Origin of the sequence: Methanosarcina sediminis (assembly GCF_052056915.1) — an archaeon.
Classification (GTDB): Archaea; Halobacteriota; Methanosarcinia; order Methanosarcinales; family Methanosarcinaceae; genus MTP4.
The window spans coordinates 1,684,796-1,701,231 of the sequence record NZ_CP195119.1; the positions used below are offsets into that span (position 1 = coordinate 1,684,796).

19 protein-coding genes and 1 tRNA gene are annotated in these 16,436 nt (G+C 46.0%); 13 read left to right on the forward strand and 7 right to left on the reverse strand.

Going from position 1 to position 16,436, the window contains the following annotated elements; all coding sequences use genetic code 11:
• Positions 1-105: 105 nt before the first annotated feature.
• Positions 106-1,071 (reverse strand): ADP-ribosylglycohydrolase family protein, encoded by a 966-nt coding sequence (locus ACSAZK_RS07080; protein ID WP_440956659.1) that lies wholly within the window; start codon positions 1,069-1,071, stop codon positions 106-108.
• Between the two features lie 224 nt (positions 1,072-1,295).
• Here ACSAZK_RS07080 and ACSAZK_RS07085 point away from each other — a divergent pair, with 224 nt between their 5' ends.
• Positions 1,296-1,667, forward strand: coding sequence for a hypothetical protein (locus ACSAZK_RS07085; RefSeq protein ID WP_440956660.1), 372 nt, complete (start codon positions 1,296-1,298; stop codon positions 1,665-1,667).
• 92 nt (positions 1,668-1,759) lie between these two features.
• On the opposite strand, the gene ACSAZK_RS07090 is transcribed toward ACSAZK_RS07085, so the two are convergent.
• Both ACSAZK_RS07090 and ACSAZK_RS07095 read right to left on the reverse strand, forming a co-directional pair.
• Positions 1,760-1,834, reverse strand: a tRNA-Glu gene (locus tag ACSAZK_RS07090).
• 197 nt (positions 1,835-2,031) lie between these two features.
• Positions 2,032-3,273, reverse strand: coding sequence for a proteasome-activating nucleotidase (locus ACSAZK_RS07095; protein WP_440956661.1), 1,242 nt, complete (start codon positions 3,271-3,273; stop codon positions 2,032-2,034).
• 1,024 nt (positions 3,274-4,297) lie between these two features.
• Here ACSAZK_RS07095 and ACSAZK_RS07100 point away from each other — a divergent pair.
• From ACSAZK_RS07100 to ftsY, 12 genes are all read left to right on the forward strand, one after another.
• Positions 4,298-4,582, forward strand: coding sequence for a TIGR00304 family membrane protein (locus ACSAZK_RS07100; RefSeq protein ID WP_440956662.1), 285 nt, complete (start codon positions 4,298-4,300; stop codon positions 4,580-4,582).
• A complete protein-coding gene (locus ACSAZK_RS07105) occupies positions 4,579-4,962 on the forward strand; it encodes a TIGR00304 family membrane protein (RefSeq protein WP_440956663.1) in 384 nt (127 codons plus the stop codon). The genes ACSAZK_RS07100 and ACSAZK_RS07105 overlap by 4 nt, the downstream gene beginning before the upstream one ends.
• A 394-nt stretch (positions 4,963-5,356) precedes the next feature.
• On the forward strand, positions 5,357-6,631 hold the full coding sequence (locus ACSAZK_RS07110) for an adenylosuccinate synthase (protein WP_440956664.1): 1,275 nt from the start codon (positions 5,357-5,359) through the stop codon (positions 6,629-6,631).
• Between the two features lie 316 nt (positions 6,632-6,947).
• Positions 6,948-7,397 carry a 30S ribosomal protein S19e gene (locus tag ACSAZK_RS07115; RefSeq protein ID WP_440956665.1) on the forward strand — a complete coding sequence of 150 codons (450 nt, stop codon included), beginning with the start codon at positions 6,948-6,950 and terminating at the stop codon, positions 7,395-7,397.
• A gap of 105 nt (positions 7,398-7,502) precedes the next feature.
• Positions 7,503-7,871, forward strand: a complete 369-nt coding sequence (locus ACSAZK_RS07120; RefSeq protein WP_440956666.1) for a DNA-binding protein — start codon at positions 7,503-7,505, stop codon at positions 7,869-7,871.
• A 5-nt stretch (positions 7,872-7,876) separates the two neighbouring features.
• Complete coding sequence (locus tag ACSAZK_RS07125; RefSeq protein ID WP_440956667.1) at positions 7,877-8,497, forward strand: DUF7411 family protein; 621 nt, start codon at positions 7,877-7,879, stop codon at positions 8,495-8,497.
• Positions 8,498-8,766: 269 nt separating this feature from the next.
• Entirely contained in the window at positions 8,767-8,922 is a 156-nt protein-coding gene (locus ACSAZK_RS07130; RefSeq protein WP_082090473.1) for a 50S ribosomal protein L39e, read from the forward strand.
• A gap of 18 nt (positions 8,923-8,940) precedes the next feature.
• Positions 8,941-9,210: a 50S ribosomal protein L31e gene (locus ACSAZK_RS07135; RefSeq protein WP_440956668.1), complete on the forward strand. Its 270-nt coding sequence runs from the start codon at positions 8,941-8,943 to the stop codon at positions 9,208-9,210.
• A 32-nt stretch (positions 9,211-9,242) separates the two neighbouring features.
• Positions 9,243-9,902, forward strand: a complete 660-nt coding sequence (locus tag ACSAZK_RS07140; RefSeq protein ID WP_440956669.1) for a translation initiation factor IF-6 — start codon at positions 9,243-9,245, stop codon at positions 9,900-9,902.
• A 58-nt stretch (positions 9,903-9,960) separates the two neighbouring features.
• Positions 9,961-10,137, forward strand: a complete 177-nt coding sequence (gene rpl18a / locus ACSAZK_RS07145; RefSeq protein ID WP_440956670.1) for a 50S ribosomal protein L18Ae — start codon at positions 9,961-9,963, stop codon at positions 10,135-10,137.
• A 5-nt stretch (positions 10,138-10,142) separates the two neighbouring features.
• Positions 10,143-10,571: a prefoldin subunit alpha gene (gene pfdA, locus ACSAZK_RS07150; RefSeq protein WP_440956671.1), complete on the forward strand. Its 429-nt coding sequence runs from the start codon at positions 10,143-10,145 to the stop codon at positions 10,569-10,571.
• A gap of 107 nt (positions 10,572-10,678) precedes the next feature.
• Positions 10,679-11,917, forward strand: coding sequence for a signal recognition particle-docking protein FtsY (ftsY, locus tag ACSAZK_RS07155; protein ID WP_440956672.1), 1,239 nt, complete (start codon positions 10,679-10,681; stop codon positions 11,915-11,917).
• Between the two features lie 121 nt (positions 11,918-12,038).
• Here ftsY and ACSAZK_RS07160 read toward each other — a convergent pair whose 3' ends face one another.
• The 4 genes from ACSAZK_RS07160 to proC all read right to left on the reverse strand — a co-directional run bounded on the left by ACSAZK_RS07160 (position 12,039) and on the right by proC (position 16,274).
• A complete protein-coding gene (locus tag ACSAZK_RS07160) occupies positions 12,039-12,218 on the reverse strand; it encodes a PspC domain-containing protein (protein ID WP_048177708.1) in 180 nt (59 codons plus the stop codon).
• A gap of 295 nt (positions 12,219-12,513) precedes the next feature.
• Positions 12,514-13,632: a hypothetical protein gene (locus ACSAZK_RS07165; protein WP_440956673.1), complete on the reverse strand. Its 1,119-nt coding sequence runs from the start codon at positions 13,630-13,632 to the stop codon at positions 12,514-12,516.
• Between the two features lie 228 nt (positions 13,633-13,860).
• Entirely contained in the window at positions 13,861-14,814 is a 954-nt protein-coding gene (locus ACSAZK_RS07170) for a YbgA family protein (protein ID WP_440956674.1), read from the reverse strand.
• 641 nt (positions 14,815-15,455) lie between these two features.
• A complete protein-coding gene (gene proC / locus ACSAZK_RS07175; RefSeq protein ID WP_440956675.1) occupies positions 15,456-16,274 on the reverse strand; it encodes a pyrroline-5-carboxylate reductase in 819 nt (272 codons plus the stop codon).
• Between the last annotated feature and the right edge of the window lie 162 nt (positions 16,275-16,436).

The window sequence follows — 16,436 nt, forward strand, 5'->3', positions numbered from 1 at the left end:
GAATCGGGAATCTGGTCAACCAGGGCTTTTGCAAGCCCCTTCCTCAAAAACCCGAGCCTTCAGGCGAAGGTTTTAGGGAGGGGTAGTTGACATTAAAACCATACCTTAAGATCCGCGAACTTCATAGATGTGGTCCGATACCTCAAAATATTTTTCAAGCAAAGGTCCAACCATTGCTTCAAGCTCTGCTTTTCCTTCCAGAGCTTCAACCCAGGCAGGAGGTACAGAGCCTATTCCCAGTCTTGCCCCCAGGATCCCACCGGCCACGCAGCCTACGGAATCGGAATCTCCGGTAATGTTTACGGCTATTTGGAGCGCTTTTTTATAATCATCCGGATAGCGCAGCATGCAGAAATATGCAAGAGCAAAGGTTTCTTCCGCATACCAGCCCTGACCGATTTCCCGAAGGGCTTCTTCATCACTCAGATCCCCGAAAGCCAGTTCATATGCGACTTTCAAGGCATTCGTAAATTCTTCTGAGATACCACCCGTAACTTTGAGAAGAGGACAGAACATATCTAAGGGCTCCATGCCGTCAAGGGCAAGCTTTACCGCATAGGCTCCTGCGATAGACGCGGCATCTGAAGTGGGGTGGGAATGGGTTATTTTTCCGGAAAGGGAAGCAACCTCCTGCAGCTTATCAGGATCGTTGCGATAGATAAAACCAACTATACCCACCCGCATGAGGCTTCCACATGTTTTGGACTCGATGCCCGAATCTTGCCAGTGAACCCCCTCTTTGAGGCGAAGCGCTGCCCCTTTTGAGGTTGCCCCTGCTCCAAGATCAGGTTCATCCAGCCATTTGACAAATTCCCCTGCAAGAAGGCCCATCAATTCCGAAGGCTCACGCTCACCCCCCAGGACAAGAGCCCTTGCAAGGACCAGCATAAGCTGCGTATCGTCAGTCCAGGGAGAATCGGGAAGAAGTTCAAGAAGCCCTTTTTCTCCGTACTTAGCCTTTATCTGCTCAAGGGTGAGATGTTCTACAGGACGCCCCAGGGCATCCCCACAGGCACTTCCGAAAAGGTAGCCTCGGAGTTTTTTTTCTAGATCGGAAAGTTCGGATTCCATAGAGACCAATTTTTATTTTTTTCCAGATTAGTACCTCATTAAATAATACTTTCACCCCGCAAACATAAACAAGATATATCTTCGAATCAAAAAAAAGGGAAAAAAGTCCTGAATTGCTATGGAATGACGGACACAGAATAACAGATACAGAATAACAGATACAGAATAACAGATACAGAATAACAGATGCAGAACAACCTACACAGGAAATGGGGGGAAATTTAATGTCAGACGGAGGATTTGACCCGGACGAGATGATAGCAAGGACCAGAGAAGAAGAAAATCTATTTGGAATAGCTGTAGACACGATAACAAAACAATATGTTAGTTACCCGGCAGTTCAGAAATCAAACAAGGTGGAGGAAGTGGGGGATGATTTTAGCAAAAAACCAGGGCAGCCACAAAATTGGACCCTGGCTGGAGAAAACAGAGAAAACGTAGCTTATAAATGGGTTGCAAGAGGGAGTACTTACCCGGTAAAAGAGCTTCTCAAAAAAGCCGGGATGCGCTGGGACCCGAAGCATAGGGAGTGGCATAGCCATAAGAAGCCGGGTATCGAAATAGAAGGCATCTATATGATGAAAACAAAAGCATAAGCTTCAGGGAAAGCTATGAAAAAGCTAAAAGAGCTATAAGAAAAAGTAATAAACGCGCTAAAAAGCTGTGAAAAAAGTTGTAAAAAGAAAAGTGCTCCGATGGGGATTTGAACCCCAGTCGCAGGAGTGAGAGTCCTGAATGATTGGCCGAGCTACACTATCGGAGCACGCTGATTATTAAACACTGCCACTGAGACAGCATACCTTCAACTGATTTATATAATATAAAGCTTTCGTTTGAGGTTTAAAAATAATATTGGAACTGCCGGAGAGCGGATTTCGCTCATGCCAGCAGTCGGCCGCAAATAGTTATTTTTGATAGGAGATATCGGAACTCTGTGCCGAATCAACCCATCAAATCCTCTTACACGAACATGGCCTGAGGGATTGAGGTTTCCTGAACGTTTACGACTTTGTCGTAAGCTTTCATGAAGTCAGCCATGGTAATCTGTTTGCCGCGCCTGCGCAGCACGAAGATCCCGGCTTCTTTGGTAATTACACTGAGTTCTGCCCCGCTCATTCCGGCTGTTACTTTTGCGAGCTTCTCGAAGTTCACGTCATCAGCAAGGTTCATCTTACGGGTGTGGATCTTCAGGATCTCGACTCTTCCTTTTTCGTCCGGAATCGGGATTTCAATAGACCGGTCGAATCGGCCGGGACGGAGAAGAGCCGGATCGAGCAGGTCGATCCTGTTGGTTGCGGCAACCACCTTTACATTGCCCTTGGGGTCAAAACCATCCATTTCCGCAAGCAGCTGGAGCATGGTCCTGTTTACCTCTGCCGAACCGCTGGTCCCGTCGTAGGTCCTCATGCTGCCCACTGCGTCGATTTCGTCAATGAAGAGAATACTTGGGGACTTGTCCCGGGCAAGCTGGAAGATGTCCTTGACAAGCCGGGAGCCTTCCCCAACAAACTTCTGGACCAGGTCCGAACCGGACATCCGAATGAAGGTGGCCTTAGCCTGGGAGGCAATAGCCTTTGCAACAAGGGTCTTTCCCGTACCAGGGGCACCGTGGAGGAGAACTCCCGAAGGCGGCTCAATTCCCAGGTCCTCGAAGAGCTCAGGCTCGGTAAGCGGGAGTTCTACACTTTCCCGGACTTCCTGAAGCACATCGTCAAGCCCTCCGATCATGCTGTAGTCCACACCCGGAGAGTTGATAAGCTCCATTACCTGAGCCCTTACATCGGCTGCCCTGCTGACAATGGAGATGATCGAGTAAGCTCCGTTTACGGCAACCCTCATTCCGGGATCGATCTTCCCACGGTATTCCTCCGGGATCTGGGTCAGGACTTCCTGGTTGTTCCCATGCTGCCTGATCAGGACAATATCCCCGTTCACTTCCAGAATGGTAGCAATAAAGAGAGGAGGCTCGGTAAGCTGCTCCAGGTGGGCTTTTAACTTGTTTATTTCCTGAAGGTGCCGCCCCGTAGCCACGCTTGCCTCAAGGAGCCGGGCTTTCATGTTCTCGTTCTGAACCTTCAGAATTTCGATTTCGGTCAGGAGAGATTTAACATCATCAGCTTCAATCTCCCCACACTCAAGCTGGGTTTCTACCCTGGTTTTGACCTCTTCCAGGGAAGACTGCAAGTCACTGTCTTCTGACATTGAAAACACCTGTTTTATCTGAATATGACCTTAATTAGTTGTACGATCCCGAGTCATCATGTGATCTTGATATGAGTAAAATCCTGATGTGGAGTGGGACCCTGATCCTTCATATGAACTTGATATGAACTTGATATGAAGTATAGTTCTAATTCGATTTTATAAGCCAGGTTCGTACACATAAACCTGATTTGTAGTAGTATCCGGACCTGTGGAATAAAGGAATTGAATCATGTACTGCAGGAGTACAAAAGGCAATGCTAACGAAAATCCGGAAAAGATGATTATGATCACACCCGCATATTTTTCATACCTCGATATGTATTAATGGCCAGAAACCTGTTTTCATATTAACTCTCGGACTTAGTGGGACGATTGTAGGTTAAAAGGCGCCGGATTAAACATGTTCTTATCCTGACCCCGAATATATTAACATACCGCCAATAAATATACCATATCAATTATAAAAACCATATATATAAATTCCTACGGCGACTGCAGCCCACTTCTGCACGTTACTTAAATAATGGTCTGGTATCTAATTAATATATATCGATTTTTTGTATTCTCTTTTAGAGCACAATGTACCATGAGGTACAACGTGTATATCATATTTTGGAATAGATGATTAAAGGGTTTCGGGAAAAGAACCTGCCGGAAAACCGGAAGGAATGAATGAAATGACCAAACAGCAAGACATCCAGCGACAGTACATTACAGTACTGTATAGTATAGCGATTGTAGTGAGTACAGTATAGAGGTAGTAGAAACATTACAGTACTGGAAACAGTATGCAGCATCTTATTTATGTCCTTGCATCCCAGATATACCGGACAAAACCCATATATAAAAATTTCCCCCTGGAAAAGGATCAGAACTTTTGTCGGAAAAAGCAAAAATCCGCACAGTAATAAAATAAAGCTATAGTGATCTTGTTTTCTAGTTAGTTTAAATAGACCTGGTTTATAAATTTATAACCAGTATAAAAAAAAGAAAAATGAAGAGAACAAGTACAAAAAATTGAATGGATACATTTAATAATAAAAGCATAATATCTCTTCACATGCGATCCTCGGAAGATTTTCTAAAAGTAGGCGCAACGGTTACATTTGTTGGTTTTATTGTAGTGATGTTAGGTGTTATCCTGACAATGTTACAACATCCAGGGAGCAGCCATCTGGGAGGATTGATCATGCTGGGACCCATCCCGATCGCCTTTGGAACCTCTCCAGAAATAACAACAAATATGTTAGGACTTGGCCTAGTGATAATGATTCTATACCTTTTCTTGTGGAAAACCCAAAGATGAGCGGAAATATACTTGTTCTCTTCGGAATTCTTATTATCTTCATCGGATTTCTGATTATTATAGCTGGCATGACTTTCGGGGCAAGCTCGGGTTTAGAACAGGAAAGATATTACTCATATGAAAAAGAAAGTAATTCAGAAAAAGAAGATTATTTAAAAAACGCGGCTGATTTTGAAAAAAGGACAGATTCCGGAAGAAACCCTTCGGGAAGCGACTTTGAAAGAAAAAAATCTTCAAAAATTAAGGGTGCAGGAGTTATAATGCTTGGCCCGATCCCCATAATATTCGGAAGTGACGGGGAAAGTGCAAAGACCGCAATAATCCTCGCAATCCTCATGATGCTTCTTACATTAATTATGTTTAGAGGTTCCTTTTTCTAAAGAAGAGAATTCCATAAAGAAGAATTCCATAAAGAAGAAAATTCCATAATAAGCCATCTATATACAAAAAAGGATTAACTTCTCAAAAATACACATATATATATCAATATATAAATAAATCGGGATTTCTAAGAGACCTTATACATATAAGTAATACATTGACCAGAACATCCCGGATTGCTAGGACAAATTATACCAAAATTGTTGATGAAACATTTCACATATTGGACATTTCATATTTTTGACAGCCCGCATTCTTGGCAATTCGCATCCAGAATATTCCACATTCTGTATGAAGCACTCATTATGATTTCCCCTGAATATCCCGGCATCTTCCGGGTCCTTCCGACCCCGATCAAAACCTTATTATTGATTAAGCCCGAATCAGGGCGTTATGTTTACGATCATCACAGGTGCACAGTTCGGTGACGAAGGAAAGGGAAAGATTGTAGACCTTCTCGCGAAAGATTATGATATTGTTGCCCGTTTTCAGGGTGGAAACAACGCAGGTCACACCGTCAAAGTAGGGGACGAGGTGTACAAGCTGCACCTGATTCCTTCCGGCATCCTGCTGGACGCAAGGGTCCTGATAGGCCCTGGAGTTGTCCTGAACCCGGAGGTTCTTGCCGAAGAAATTGCAATGCTTGAAAAGCATAAGGTAAGAGTGGATGCCTCAAAGCTCGGAATCGACGCTAAGACAAGTATCATTATGCCCTACCACATAGAGATGGACGGGTTACGGGAAGCCGCCAGGACCGAAAAGATCGGGACTACAAAGAGGGGAATCGGCTATGCCTACATTGACAAGGTTGCAAGGGACGAAGTCCGCCTTGCCGAGCTTGCAGACAGGGAACGTTTCCTGGCAAGGCTTGAAGAACTTGCCCCCCAGAAGGAAAAGGAAATATCCGCACTTGGTGGGAATCCGGAAATTGTCAGGGATCAGGACCTGATCGAAAAATACCTGGAACTGGGCAAGAAGTTTGCATCGTGTATCACGGATGTTTCCCGGGAAATCAACGAAGCCCTCGATGCAGGGAAAAACGTTATGGCCGAAGCTGCCCAGGGCACCCACCTCGACGTCATCCACGGGACACAGAAATTTGTAACCTCATCTTCTACTATTTCAGGGTCTGCCTGTGCCAACCTCGGGGTAGGGCCCACAAGAGTGGACAACGTAACAGCAATTGTAAAAGCCTACATCACAAGGGTAGGGGAAGGCCCGCTGCCCACAGAGCTCACCGACGAAACGGGAGAGAAGATCCAGAAAGCCGGTGGTGAATTCGGGACTACCACCGGACGCGGCCGGAGATGCGGCTGGTTTGACCTACCCCTCCTGAAAAAAGCCATCGCTCTGAACGGGTATACTGAAATTGCCCTCACAAAACTGGACGTGTTGACAGGCCTGGAACAGGTCAGGATCTGTACGGGATACAGCTTTAAAGGGGAAACCGTGGACTATCCCCCTGAACTTACGGAAGACCTCCAGGCCTGCGAACCTGTATACGAGGACCTCACGGGCTGGGATGCCGACCTGACTGGAGTGAAAGCTTTCGAGGACCTTCCGGAAAACGCCAGAAACTACGTGAGTAGGCTGGAAGAACTTATGGGAGTTCCAATCCGCTACATCTCTGTAGGTCCGGGAAGGGCACAAACCTTTAAAAAACAGTAATGCCATCTAGTAAGCTTACCCAGGACACTTACCTAAAAGGATATATATTAACCAATAAGTTTATCAATCTCGTCTCAGTTTAGACTAGAATTATATTAACCGGGGTTATAGGGCCAGCAGGCCCCCAACCTTTCAAGTTCATTGAGTCAATACGTATCGAGTCCAAATACGTAAACCAGCTGTCTAAACTCTCGAAAGGGACAGGAATATCGTAATTTCGAGAGAAAATGAGTTACACCTACCAGATTCAGGGAAGAAAATCGGCCAGAATCCCTGAGACCTCAAAAAGCAAAGTAATTCGTAAAAGGAGTAGAGTATGACAACTGTATACGATGTCCCTGTAGCAGAACTGATCGAAAAGGTTGCAGGAATACTTAAGGAAAATGATAAGATTGTTCCCCCGGAGTGGGCAGAAAACGTGAAAACCGGCGTCCACAAGGAAATGCCTCCAGCTAACAATGACTGGTGGTATATCAGGTGCGCCGCAATCCTGAGAAAGATTTACGCAGACGGACCTGTCGGGATCGAGAGGCTTCGCTCCGTATACGGTGGAAGGAAGGACAGAGGTTCACAGCCCTACAAAAGAGCAAAGGGCAGCGGTTCAATTGCCCGGAAAGCAGTCCAGCAGCTCGAAGCAGCAGGCTTCCTGCAGAAGGTAAGGGATGGACGTGCAGTGTCCCCCCAGGGACGCTCGATGCTTGATAACGCCTCCCACGAACTCAAGCAGGAACTTATTGAAACGATTCCGGGACTCGCAAAGTACTGAAAAAGTAAAGTTCCTACGAAAGGGGCCAGTAAAAATTCCGGCAGCCCTTTCCCGGACCTTAACTTTGCATACCAATCCGGATGTTGAAAAAAACCGGTTTTTTTGGTGATTTCCTTGTCAGGAATGGATGATGAACTAGAAGAAATCCGAAAGAGACGGCTTGCAGAAATTCAGAAGCAGCAGGCCCAGCAGCAACCTACGGACGTGCAGGCAGCTTACCAGCAGGAACAGGCCAAAGCCGAAATGGAAGCCCAGAAACAGGCAATCCTGAGGCAGATTCTGACCCCTGAAGCAAGGGAACGTCTTACAACCCTGAAGATGTCGAGACCAGCCCTCGGAGAGCAGCTTGAAATTCAGCTAATCTCCCTCGCCCAGAGCGGGAGGCTTCAGTCCAAAATAGACGACGATCAGCTGAAGACGCTCCTGATAAAGATGCAGCCAAAAAAGCGCAATACTTCCATAACCCGGGTTTAAGCAGAATGAAAGCCTCAGTTCTCTTTAGCGGAGGCAAAGACAGTTCGCTCTCAGCCCTCCTGTTGGAACCATTTTTTGAGATTGAGCTTGTAACCTGCAACTTCGGACTGCTACCTACAGGAGAGATCGCGGAGAAAACTGCCAAAGAGTTGCAGTTCCCGCATCGGGTAATTCCCCTTGAAAGAGAGATTCTGGAAAAGGCATACGGGATGATAATTCGTGACGGTTTCCCGAAAAACGCAATTAACTACATCCATGAAAAAGCCGTCGAAACCCTTGCCTCGGATGCGGAAGTGAAATTCATTGTGGACGGCATCAGGCGGGACGACAGGGTCCCTGTGCTTGCGCCCCCCAGAATAAGGAGCATCGAAGACAGGTTCGGGGTCCAGTATATCTGCCCCCTTAAGGGGTACAGCAGAAAAGCCGTGGATATCCTTGTCGATCGCTACCTGGTAATTGAGGAAGGGCCAAGCGAAACCACCCAGAAAGCAGATTACGAAACCGAACTTCGGGAACTGATCCGACAACTTCAGGGAGAAGAGAAAATCAGCGAATTGTTTCCGGTCCACATCCAGTCCCATGTGCTCTCCAGAAAAACGGGAAAAAAAGCAGCAGGAAGCGTTTGAATTCAGGAAGTTAGCTGAAAGAGAAAAATCTGGATTAAAGATTTATACAATAATCAAGTATATTCAACCCCCTGATATTGCAAGGGAAAACCAGAAACTCTTACCGGATTTGCCGCATCTGACCCGAATCCGTCAGGCCAGGCAAGGTTAGAATCCCAATAAAATTCAGGTTTATATCTCAACATATTATACCGGAAATAATCATCAAATACTGAAATAATCATCAAATTAACAGAATTATAATTTACAGGTTAACAGGTGTGATCCACTTGAGTCATAACATGAAAGGACAGAAGAAGCGTCTTGCAAAGGCGCACAGGCAGAACACACGAGTCCCAGTGTGGGTTATTGTGAAAACAAACCGGAAGGTAGTGACTCATCCCAAGCGCAGGCACTGGAGAAGAAGAAGCCTGGATGTGAAATGAGCGACATAGGTGGGTAAAATGGCAGATGACGTGGTAAAAGAACAGATTTATACAGTACCTCTCAGAGACGTGAAGAAAGCCCCATCCTGGAAAAGAGCAAACCGGGCAGTAAGCGAAGTTCGGAGCTTTCTTGTAAAACACCTGAAGGTGGAGCCGACCCAGGTCAAACTGGACAAATCAATTAACGAACGCCTTTGGGAAAGAGGCTGCAAAAAGCCCCCACTCTCCATCCGGATCCGTGCTGTTAAATTCGCGGACGGCGAAGTGCAAGCAGAACTTGCACAGTAAACATAGAGAGGAACCTTGAAGCGTTAAAAGACATGATTCGAACAGTGGATATTTACGAAACCCCATTAATTGGGGTCTTTGCAACCTGCACCGAAGACGTTGCTCTCGTTCCCCCCTGCACAAAGCCCGAAACCTGTGCCCTGCTGGAAAAGTTGCTGGGTGTAAGGGTCATTGAGACTCTTGTGAGCGGAAGCGTTGTTGTGGGAGCCATTTCCAGAGGAAACTCAAACGGCTTCCTGTTTCCGAGAGGCTCGGGGACTGAGGAACTGCAGAAACTCACGGGAGTTCCTGCCGGAACTGTCCCGGACAAGTTGAATGCAGTGGGAAACATCGTGCTTGCAAATGACACTGCAGCCCTTGTACACCCGGAATTGTCCGATAATGCCCTGAAGGTCATTGGCAAGACTCTAAAAGTAGAAGTGTACAGAGGAACGATTGCAGGAATAAAAAATGTGGGAATGGCAGGAGTCGTAACCAATAAAGGGCTCCTTGTACATCCGAAAGTTACTCCTCCGGAAAGCGAATTTCTGGAAGAGATATTCGGACTCACTGTTGAGATCGGGACAACGAACTTTGGTACCCAGATGCTGGGCTCAGGGCTACTTGCAAACTCGAAAGGGTATGTTGTAGGTTCCGAGACCACAGGACCTGAAATGGGAAGAATTGAAGATTCCCTCGGGTTCATTGAATAAGCATCATATCATCCATCTGTTCCGGAACAATGTTACAGTTAGAGCATGGTGATCTATGATGAAGAATTTTGTAGTCAAAGGCCAATTCAAAGCAGGATATTCCTGGGAAAAATTCACAAAGAAGATCGAAAGCCAGAACGAAAAAAATGCAGAGGAGAAGGTTTATTCGATCTTCGGAAGTAAGCACGGAGTAAAAAGACGCCAGATCCAGATCGAAAGCGTTGCTGAGGAGTGAAAAGCATGCCAGAAGTCAGTGAAGAGATCAGGAATCTGGCAGCCAAGCACCAGGAATTCCAGAGGCAGGCCGAAGCCCTCAGGCAAGAAATGAATATGGTGCAGGCTTCCATTGCAAGCTGCGACCAGGCTATCACGACCATCAACGAGCTGAAGAAGGCAGGAGAAGAAGGCAAAGAAACCGAAACGATGGTTCCGGTAGGGTTTGGCTCATTCGTTCACGCTGAAATCAAAAACGTGGATAAGGTTGTTGTAAACCTGGGTGCCGGATTCAGCGCTGAAAAAAGTGCGGAAGGAGCTATAGAAATCCTTAACAGTCGCAAGGAGCAGCTTACAAAGATTCTCGAGCAAATGAACGCTTCACTGACTAAATTCATGCAGGGCATGCAGGCTCTTGAAGCGGAAGCTGAAAAATATAAACCCCAGGAAGCCTGAGAACAAGGCCCTGAACTGGAACGCAGCAAACTTAAAGCTTTAAAAATCAGATTCAAAAAATTTGAATCTTCATCTATTTTTTACTGATTTCTTTCGGGATTGATCCTGTGTTTAACAAACTTAAAGATAAACTTGGCAGTTTCAAAAAATCACTCAGTAAAACGATTGACGAAAAAGCGGTAGCTCTCGAACCGGCAGAAGGAAACGCAGCTGAAGTAGAAGAAATTCCTGAAACCCCTGAAGCGGTAGTTGAAACTTCCGCCGATGAAATTGCCAAACACGCTCCTGAAGAGCAGTTTGCCTCTGCAGAGCCGGAAACTGTAACTGAAACCCCCTCAAGGCCCGCAGTTCCGCTTGCCGGAAGAAAAGAAGAGAAAGCTGAAAAGGAAACCGGACCTGCAGTAGAAGAAAAGGAAGAAAAGAAATCATTTTTCAAAAAGGTTCCGAAAGTAGGGTTCGCAAAGAAGGCAAAAGCCCTGGTCTTTAACAGGGAAGTCTACCTGGATTCCAAGGATCTGGAAGAGCCCCTCTGGGAACTTGAGATGGCACTTCTGGAAAGCGACCTTGCCCTTACAGTTTCCGAAGCCATTGTGGAGTCCGTGAAAAACCAGCTAGCAGGCACCACAAAACACATAGGAAGCAACACAGGGGAGATTGTTGAAGAAGCCCTGAAAAAAGCCATCCATGAAGTGGTATCTGCAAATACCTTTGATTTCGATGAGTTCGTGAAGGACAGGAAGAAACCTGTTCACATCGTCTTCGTAGGCATAAACGGAACAGGAAAGACAACTTCCATTGCAAAACTCACAAGGTACCTCCAGAATTCGGGCTACTCCGTGGTCCTTGCCGCAGGGGATACTTTCAGGGCAGGTGCAATCGACCAGCTCGAGATCCATGCAAACAGGCTCGGAGTAAAGATGATCAAGCACCAGGCCGGAGCTGACCCCGCTGCAGTCGTATATGACGCGGTCCAGTATGCAAAGTCCCATGGGACCGATTTCATACTTTCTGATACTGCAGGGCGCATGCACACAAACGTAAACCTCATGGTGCAGATGGAGAAAATCTGCAGGGTAAGTTCCCCCGACCTTGTGATCTTTGTGGACGAAGCAGTTGCAGGAAACGACGCAGTCGAGAGGGCAGCTCAGTTTAACGAGGCCGTGCCAATTGACGGGTCCATACTGACCAAGATCGATGCTGACTCCAAGGGAGGAGCCGCCATATCAATTGCCTATATCACAGGCAAACCAATACTCTTCTTCGGAGTTGGACAGGGCTACAACGACCTGAAAAAGTTTGACTCGGACTGGTTTGTGGACCAGCTCTTCAATCAGGACGGCACCTGAAGTAAAAATACCCTAATTCCGCCATTTCCCGGATATCCCGGGAATGCCTTTTCTTACGTAGACCTTGTTTTGCCTTACGTAGACCTTGTTTTGCAAGTAACTTTTTCCAAAAGAACCCATTTCAGGGTTCTTCAGGGATTATAATCCAGGCTATAAGATAAGCCAATATTCCAGCACCCCAGAAAGTAAAAAGCAGCCACACCAGTCTTACGAGGGTAGGGTCAACATCAAAATATTCCCCTATGCCACCGCAGACTCCAAAAATCATCCTGTTGTTTCTTGATCGGTACAGTTTTTTCATTGTTCCACCAATTTTAAGAAGTTACTGAAAACCCGGTCAGAGAGTGCCGGGAGGTTGAGGCCACCTTTTAATATTTATAAGGCCTCTTTGAAGATTTTAAAAGCTCCTTAAAGGATTTGAGCTTAAGATTGGACGTAAAGGTATTTTGGTAAGATAGGATATTAAAGCATCTCTTAAGAGTAATGAGAATTAAGGATTCATCATTTAACTTTTTCCCCCTTTTAAAAAAGCTGGGCAATTCCCAGCTTGTGCATATAGAACGTCCGGAATCAGAACCCTGAAAAACCCGGAATTTTTAAAGAGAGACCCAATCACTCATGATTTCCTCCGTCAGGGCATCCTCCCCAAAGGCCCTCACGTATACCCTGAATGTTGCCTTTCCGGGAACGTGAAGCCCCTTTGCACTGTAGTAATAGGTTTCTTCAGGCTCAACCCTGAGAGGGGTACTTTTTATAGTGTCCCATGTCCCGAGTTCATCCGGAGCCTGAAGGGCAACGTAGATTGTAGTGTTCTCAGCTCTTTCGGACCCCACATTCCTCATTGTGACATTGACATCCACAACCCCTTCCATATCAGAATATTCACACTGTGCCCTGAAATCAAGGAGTATCAGGGGACGTTTATACACCGGAATAACACGTACAGGCTTGTCCCGGTATTCTTCAGGCATCTCCCCAATCCTCCAGTCACTGCCGGTGGTCTCGAGGTAATAGTATTGCTCTCCCCCATACTCAAAACTCCTGCCTTCAGTCCCGGAATCGCAGTGAATTCCCAGAGCCATGTGCTCGGGAAGTTCCAGAAGCGCAACATCATAGCCCATCTCCTGCAGGATTGCAACGGAAAGGATAGACGTGTCTTCGCAGTCCCCCTCACTGTCATAAAGGGTTTCGTATGGGAAACGAGGATACTGGTCATACCCCGCACTTACAAGATCCGAACTGTAGTTCAGGGACTGGACAAAAGAGATGCAAAGCCCCGGGACCTTTGATTCATCTAGCCCGTAATCCCCGGAAAGGGAAAGAAGGGTCTTTGCTATGCTTTTGATAAGGGGATCATCATAAGGGTCCGAGGCAAAAAGGTCATAATCTCTTTTTCTCGTTCTTTCCCTGTATACACCATAGAGTTCGTCATCAAGCAAAAGCGTAAGATGCCAGCGGTAACCTTCATAGTTCCAGGAATAGGTCCTTGAAGATTTTCCGGATTCCATAGCTTTTTCAGTTATCTTTACCCCTGAAGGAGCTGACTGAACCCCGTAGTCCCCGGAAGGCCCCTCAATCCTCGAACGGAGTTCCACATCAGAAAGCCCTTTATCAGGAAGTTCCATCTCAGGAGAATAATCTGAAACTTGCCAGAAGAAGAGATATCCGGATAAAACCATAAACATGAGAAAAAAAAGCCTGGTTTCTGCTCTCATAGAATACCCCATCCCCAGCCCTTCAGCTTCTCAAACCCCCATTAACCCCTTACATGTTACCGGAAAACGATCCCAGAGTAGGAATAACCTGGCAGATTCTCTTTTCCGGAATAATACCAAATTAAGATAACTCGTGCTTCTAAGTTCCAGAAGTAAGCAATTAATTATGGATGATTCGTGCTCCTATGTTTCGAATGTAGTAGATCGATTAATGCTGATTTGCAGCTCTCATTTCCAGAGGTCTTCTCTCATGTGAGAATGCACAGGATCCACTTCCATCAGACCTTCAGGATAAGGATCGAAGAATGTCTGCCTCATCAGGTACCTATCCTCAAAGCGGATAATCCAGGATTTTATTGTGTTTATTGCAGGACAAAGCGAGACCTTCCCTTCCCTATACTTCTGGACCCATTCAAAAAAGAAGGCTTTTTCCCGTTCAGAGAGGTCTTCCGAAAAATGCCCCAGGGCATGCATGAGCACATTGATGTTTGAAGTGTATCTGGGAGCCCTGGAAAAAGCTTTGTAGAGATGTACCTGGTACAAAGGAATCAGTTCCCAGATGGGCCTATGATCTTTATTTGCAACAATCCGCCCCAGTTCTTTGAGTTCTGTCTGGTTGTAAGCCATGAGAAGAAATTTGTTTTCCGTGTGGAAAGTTATAAGGTCATTCATCCTGCCTTCATACTTAACTTTACGAAAACTGGAGAAAGCAAAAAGTTTCGTCAAAAAGTGGTCTTTAATCCGGGCATTTCGAAGCCTCCCTTCATCTTCAATCGGAAGAGAAGGATATCTCCCCAGAACTTCCCGGGCAAAAAACCCGGCAGTTTTCTCAACAGCCCCTGATTTTCCGGTGGAAGGATAAACTCTCACATCTTTTGTCCCACATGAGGGAGAACGGCTTTTCAGGATGAAACCGTCCAATGCTTCCAGAGAATCCAGGAAAGATGCGGAAAAGGCATTCATATCTTCCGTGACATCCCTGCCGGTCGCAGGCTGCACAAGCCTCTGCTCACCGCCTTCCAAGACAATCCTCACAGGGTCCCTGGGAACCCCTAACCCGGATTCCATCTCTGCACATACGGGCAGGAAGTCAACATAATCCTTGAGTTTTGCCACGATATGACTGGTTATCATGTCCCCGTTGTAGCGGCAATGATCAAACTCCAGACATTTGCTGACCACAACTTTCGGTCTAACAAACTCCCTTATAAAAAATCCCCCATAAAAAGGATGGAATTGATCACATAAATTGCTTTCCGAAAAAAGGAGTGCCTGTTACTGTTTTAAGATAAGGATCAATGAATCATTTGAAAAAAAATAGAAATAATTTCACACCCCGATAAGAAATTTTTTAGGAGTTACGCAAGTGATATATAAGAATGAAAATAATTTGTGAGAGGGATGATGTAGGGAAGTATTCGGGCAACGGTCTAAATATATGGAGTAGAGAAACATCCGGAAAACTGTCAAGATATACCGGTATGGAGAAACATCTGGACAATAGTCCAGATATGCTGATGTAGGAGTCCCGTTACTTAATCCCTGACCTGAAAAGAGTTATAAAAACCTCTGGAAATCTATAACAGTGGAGGGTAGAAATGGACGAAAACGCAAGTGAACAAATACGTATGCCGCTGATAGGAGATGATGCAGAAGGAGCAAAAAAGAAAAAAGGAGAAGGAAGGTGTTAAACATATTATAGTTTATAATTCAGTTTAAGGTTAAAGAAATAGATTCAAAGCAAGCAACAGAGAAAAACAAATAAAAATAAGTCGAGGGACCTCTGACCTCCGTCAGAGACCCCGAAAAAGGAAAAAGAAAAATTATTTATTCCCAAGTTCTTTAGAGCGCTCACTTGCCCTTATAACGGCATTCATGAAGGCAGCCCTTACCCCGGCTTCTTCGAGGGCGTGAACGCCCTGAATTGTGGTCCCTCCCGGAGATGTGACCATATCCTTGAGTTCTCCGGGGTGCATGCCCGTTTCAAGAGCCATTTTTGCAGCCCCCAGCACGGTCTGGGCAGCAAGAGAGAGAGCACTTTGCCGGTCCAGCCCTTCAAAAACAGCTCCGTCGGCCATGGACTCGATTATCGGGAAGATGAAGGCAGGCCCACTTCCGGAAAGCCCGGTTACCGCATCCATAAGAGATTCCGGAACCCGTACAGCAGTTCCCACGGCAGAGAAGATCTCAAGGGCTGTATCAATATCTTCATCAGTAGCGTTTTTACCAGGAGCAATCCCCGAAGCAGCTTCCGAAACCGTGGCTGCAATGTTTGGCATCACGCGCACAACCCTTGTGCCTTCTGGCAAGGCATCCTCATAAGTGGAGAGAGGAACTCCTGCAGCAATCGAAATCACAAGCTTTTCAGGAGTGAGAATTGCACTCAGCTTTGCGAGCACAGAGCCCAGGATCTGAGGCTTCACGGCAAGGAGAAGAATATCCGAATCCCCTACAATTACGCTGTTGTCAGTCGACACCCGGATTCCCAGCTGTTCTTCCAGGGCTTTCAGGCCAGGCTCATACACGTCGCTTGCCCCTACACTTGAAGGGTCCACGAGCCCGGCTTTTATGATACCCTGCATGAGAGCAGAACCCATCTTCCCTGCCCCGATAAATCCTATATTTTTGTTCTGAACTGTCATACTTGATGTCTCCATGTAAAAATAAAATGATTCAGATAGTTATTCAGATACGATTCAGACATGATTTCGATAGTGATTCAGACATGATTTCGATAGTGATTCAGATAGTGATTCAGATAGTGATTCAGATAGTGATTCAGATAGTGATTCAGATAGTGATTC

Coding starts and splice junctions, on each gene's coding strand:
- ACSAZK_RS07140 (WP_440956669.1), top strand. CDS start 9,243: ATGATTCGAACAGTGGATATTTACGAAACCCCATTAATTGGGGTCTTT.
- ACSAZK_RS07110 (WP_440956664.1), top strand. CDS start 5,357: ATGTTTACGATCATCACAGGTGCACAGTTCGGTGACGAAGGAAAGGGA.
- ACSAZK_RS07160 (WP_048177708.1), bottom strand. CDS start 12,218: ATGAAAAAACTGTACCGATCAAGAAACAACAGGATGATTTTTGGAGTC.
- ACSAZK_RS07095 (WP_440956661.1), bottom strand. CDS start 3,273: ATGTCAGAAGACAGTGACTTGCAGTCTTCCCTGGAAGAGGTCAAAACC.
- ACSAZK_RS07105 (WP_440956663.1), top strand. CDS start 4,579: ATGAGCGGAAATATACTTGTTCTCTTCGGAATTCTTATTATCTTCATC.
- ACSAZK_RS07125 (WP_440956667.1), top strand. CDS start 7,877: ATGAAAGCCTCAGTTCTCTTTAGCGGAGGCAAAGACAGTTCGCTCTCA.
- ACSAZK_RS07165 (WP_440956673.1), bottom strand. CDS start 13,632: ATGAGAGCAGAAACCAGGCTTTTTTTTCTCATGTTTATGGTTTTATCC.
- proC (WP_440956675.1), bottom strand. CDS start 16,274: ATGACAGTTCAGAACAAAAATATAGGATTTATCGGGGCAGGGAAGATG.
- ACSAZK_RS07080 (WP_440956659.1), bottom strand. CDS start 1,071: ATGGAATCCGAACTTTCCGATCTAGAAAAAAAACTCCGAGGCTACCTT.
- ACSAZK_RS07135 (WP_440956668.1), top strand. CDS start 8,941: ATGGCAGATGACGTGGTAAAAGAACAGATTTATACAGTACCTCTCAGA.
- ACSAZK_RS07100 (WP_440956662.1), top strand. CDS start 4,298: ATGGATACATTTAATAATAAAAGCATAATATCTCTTCACATGCGATCC.
- pfdA (WP_440956671.1), top strand. CDS start 10,143: ATGCCAGAAGTCAGTGAAGAGATCAGGAATCTGGCAGCCAAGCACCAG.
- rpl18a (WP_440956670.1), top strand. CDS start 9,961: ATGAAGAATTTTGTAGTCAAAGGCCAATTCAAAGCAGGATATTCCTGG.
- ACSAZK_RS07085 (WP_440956660.1), top strand. CDS start 1,296: ATGTCAGACGGAGGATTTGACCCGGACGAGATGATAGCAAGGACCAGA.
- ACSAZK_RS07115 (WP_440956665.1), top strand. CDS start 6,948: ATGACAACTGTATACGATGTCCCTGTAGCAGAACTGATCGAAAAGGTT.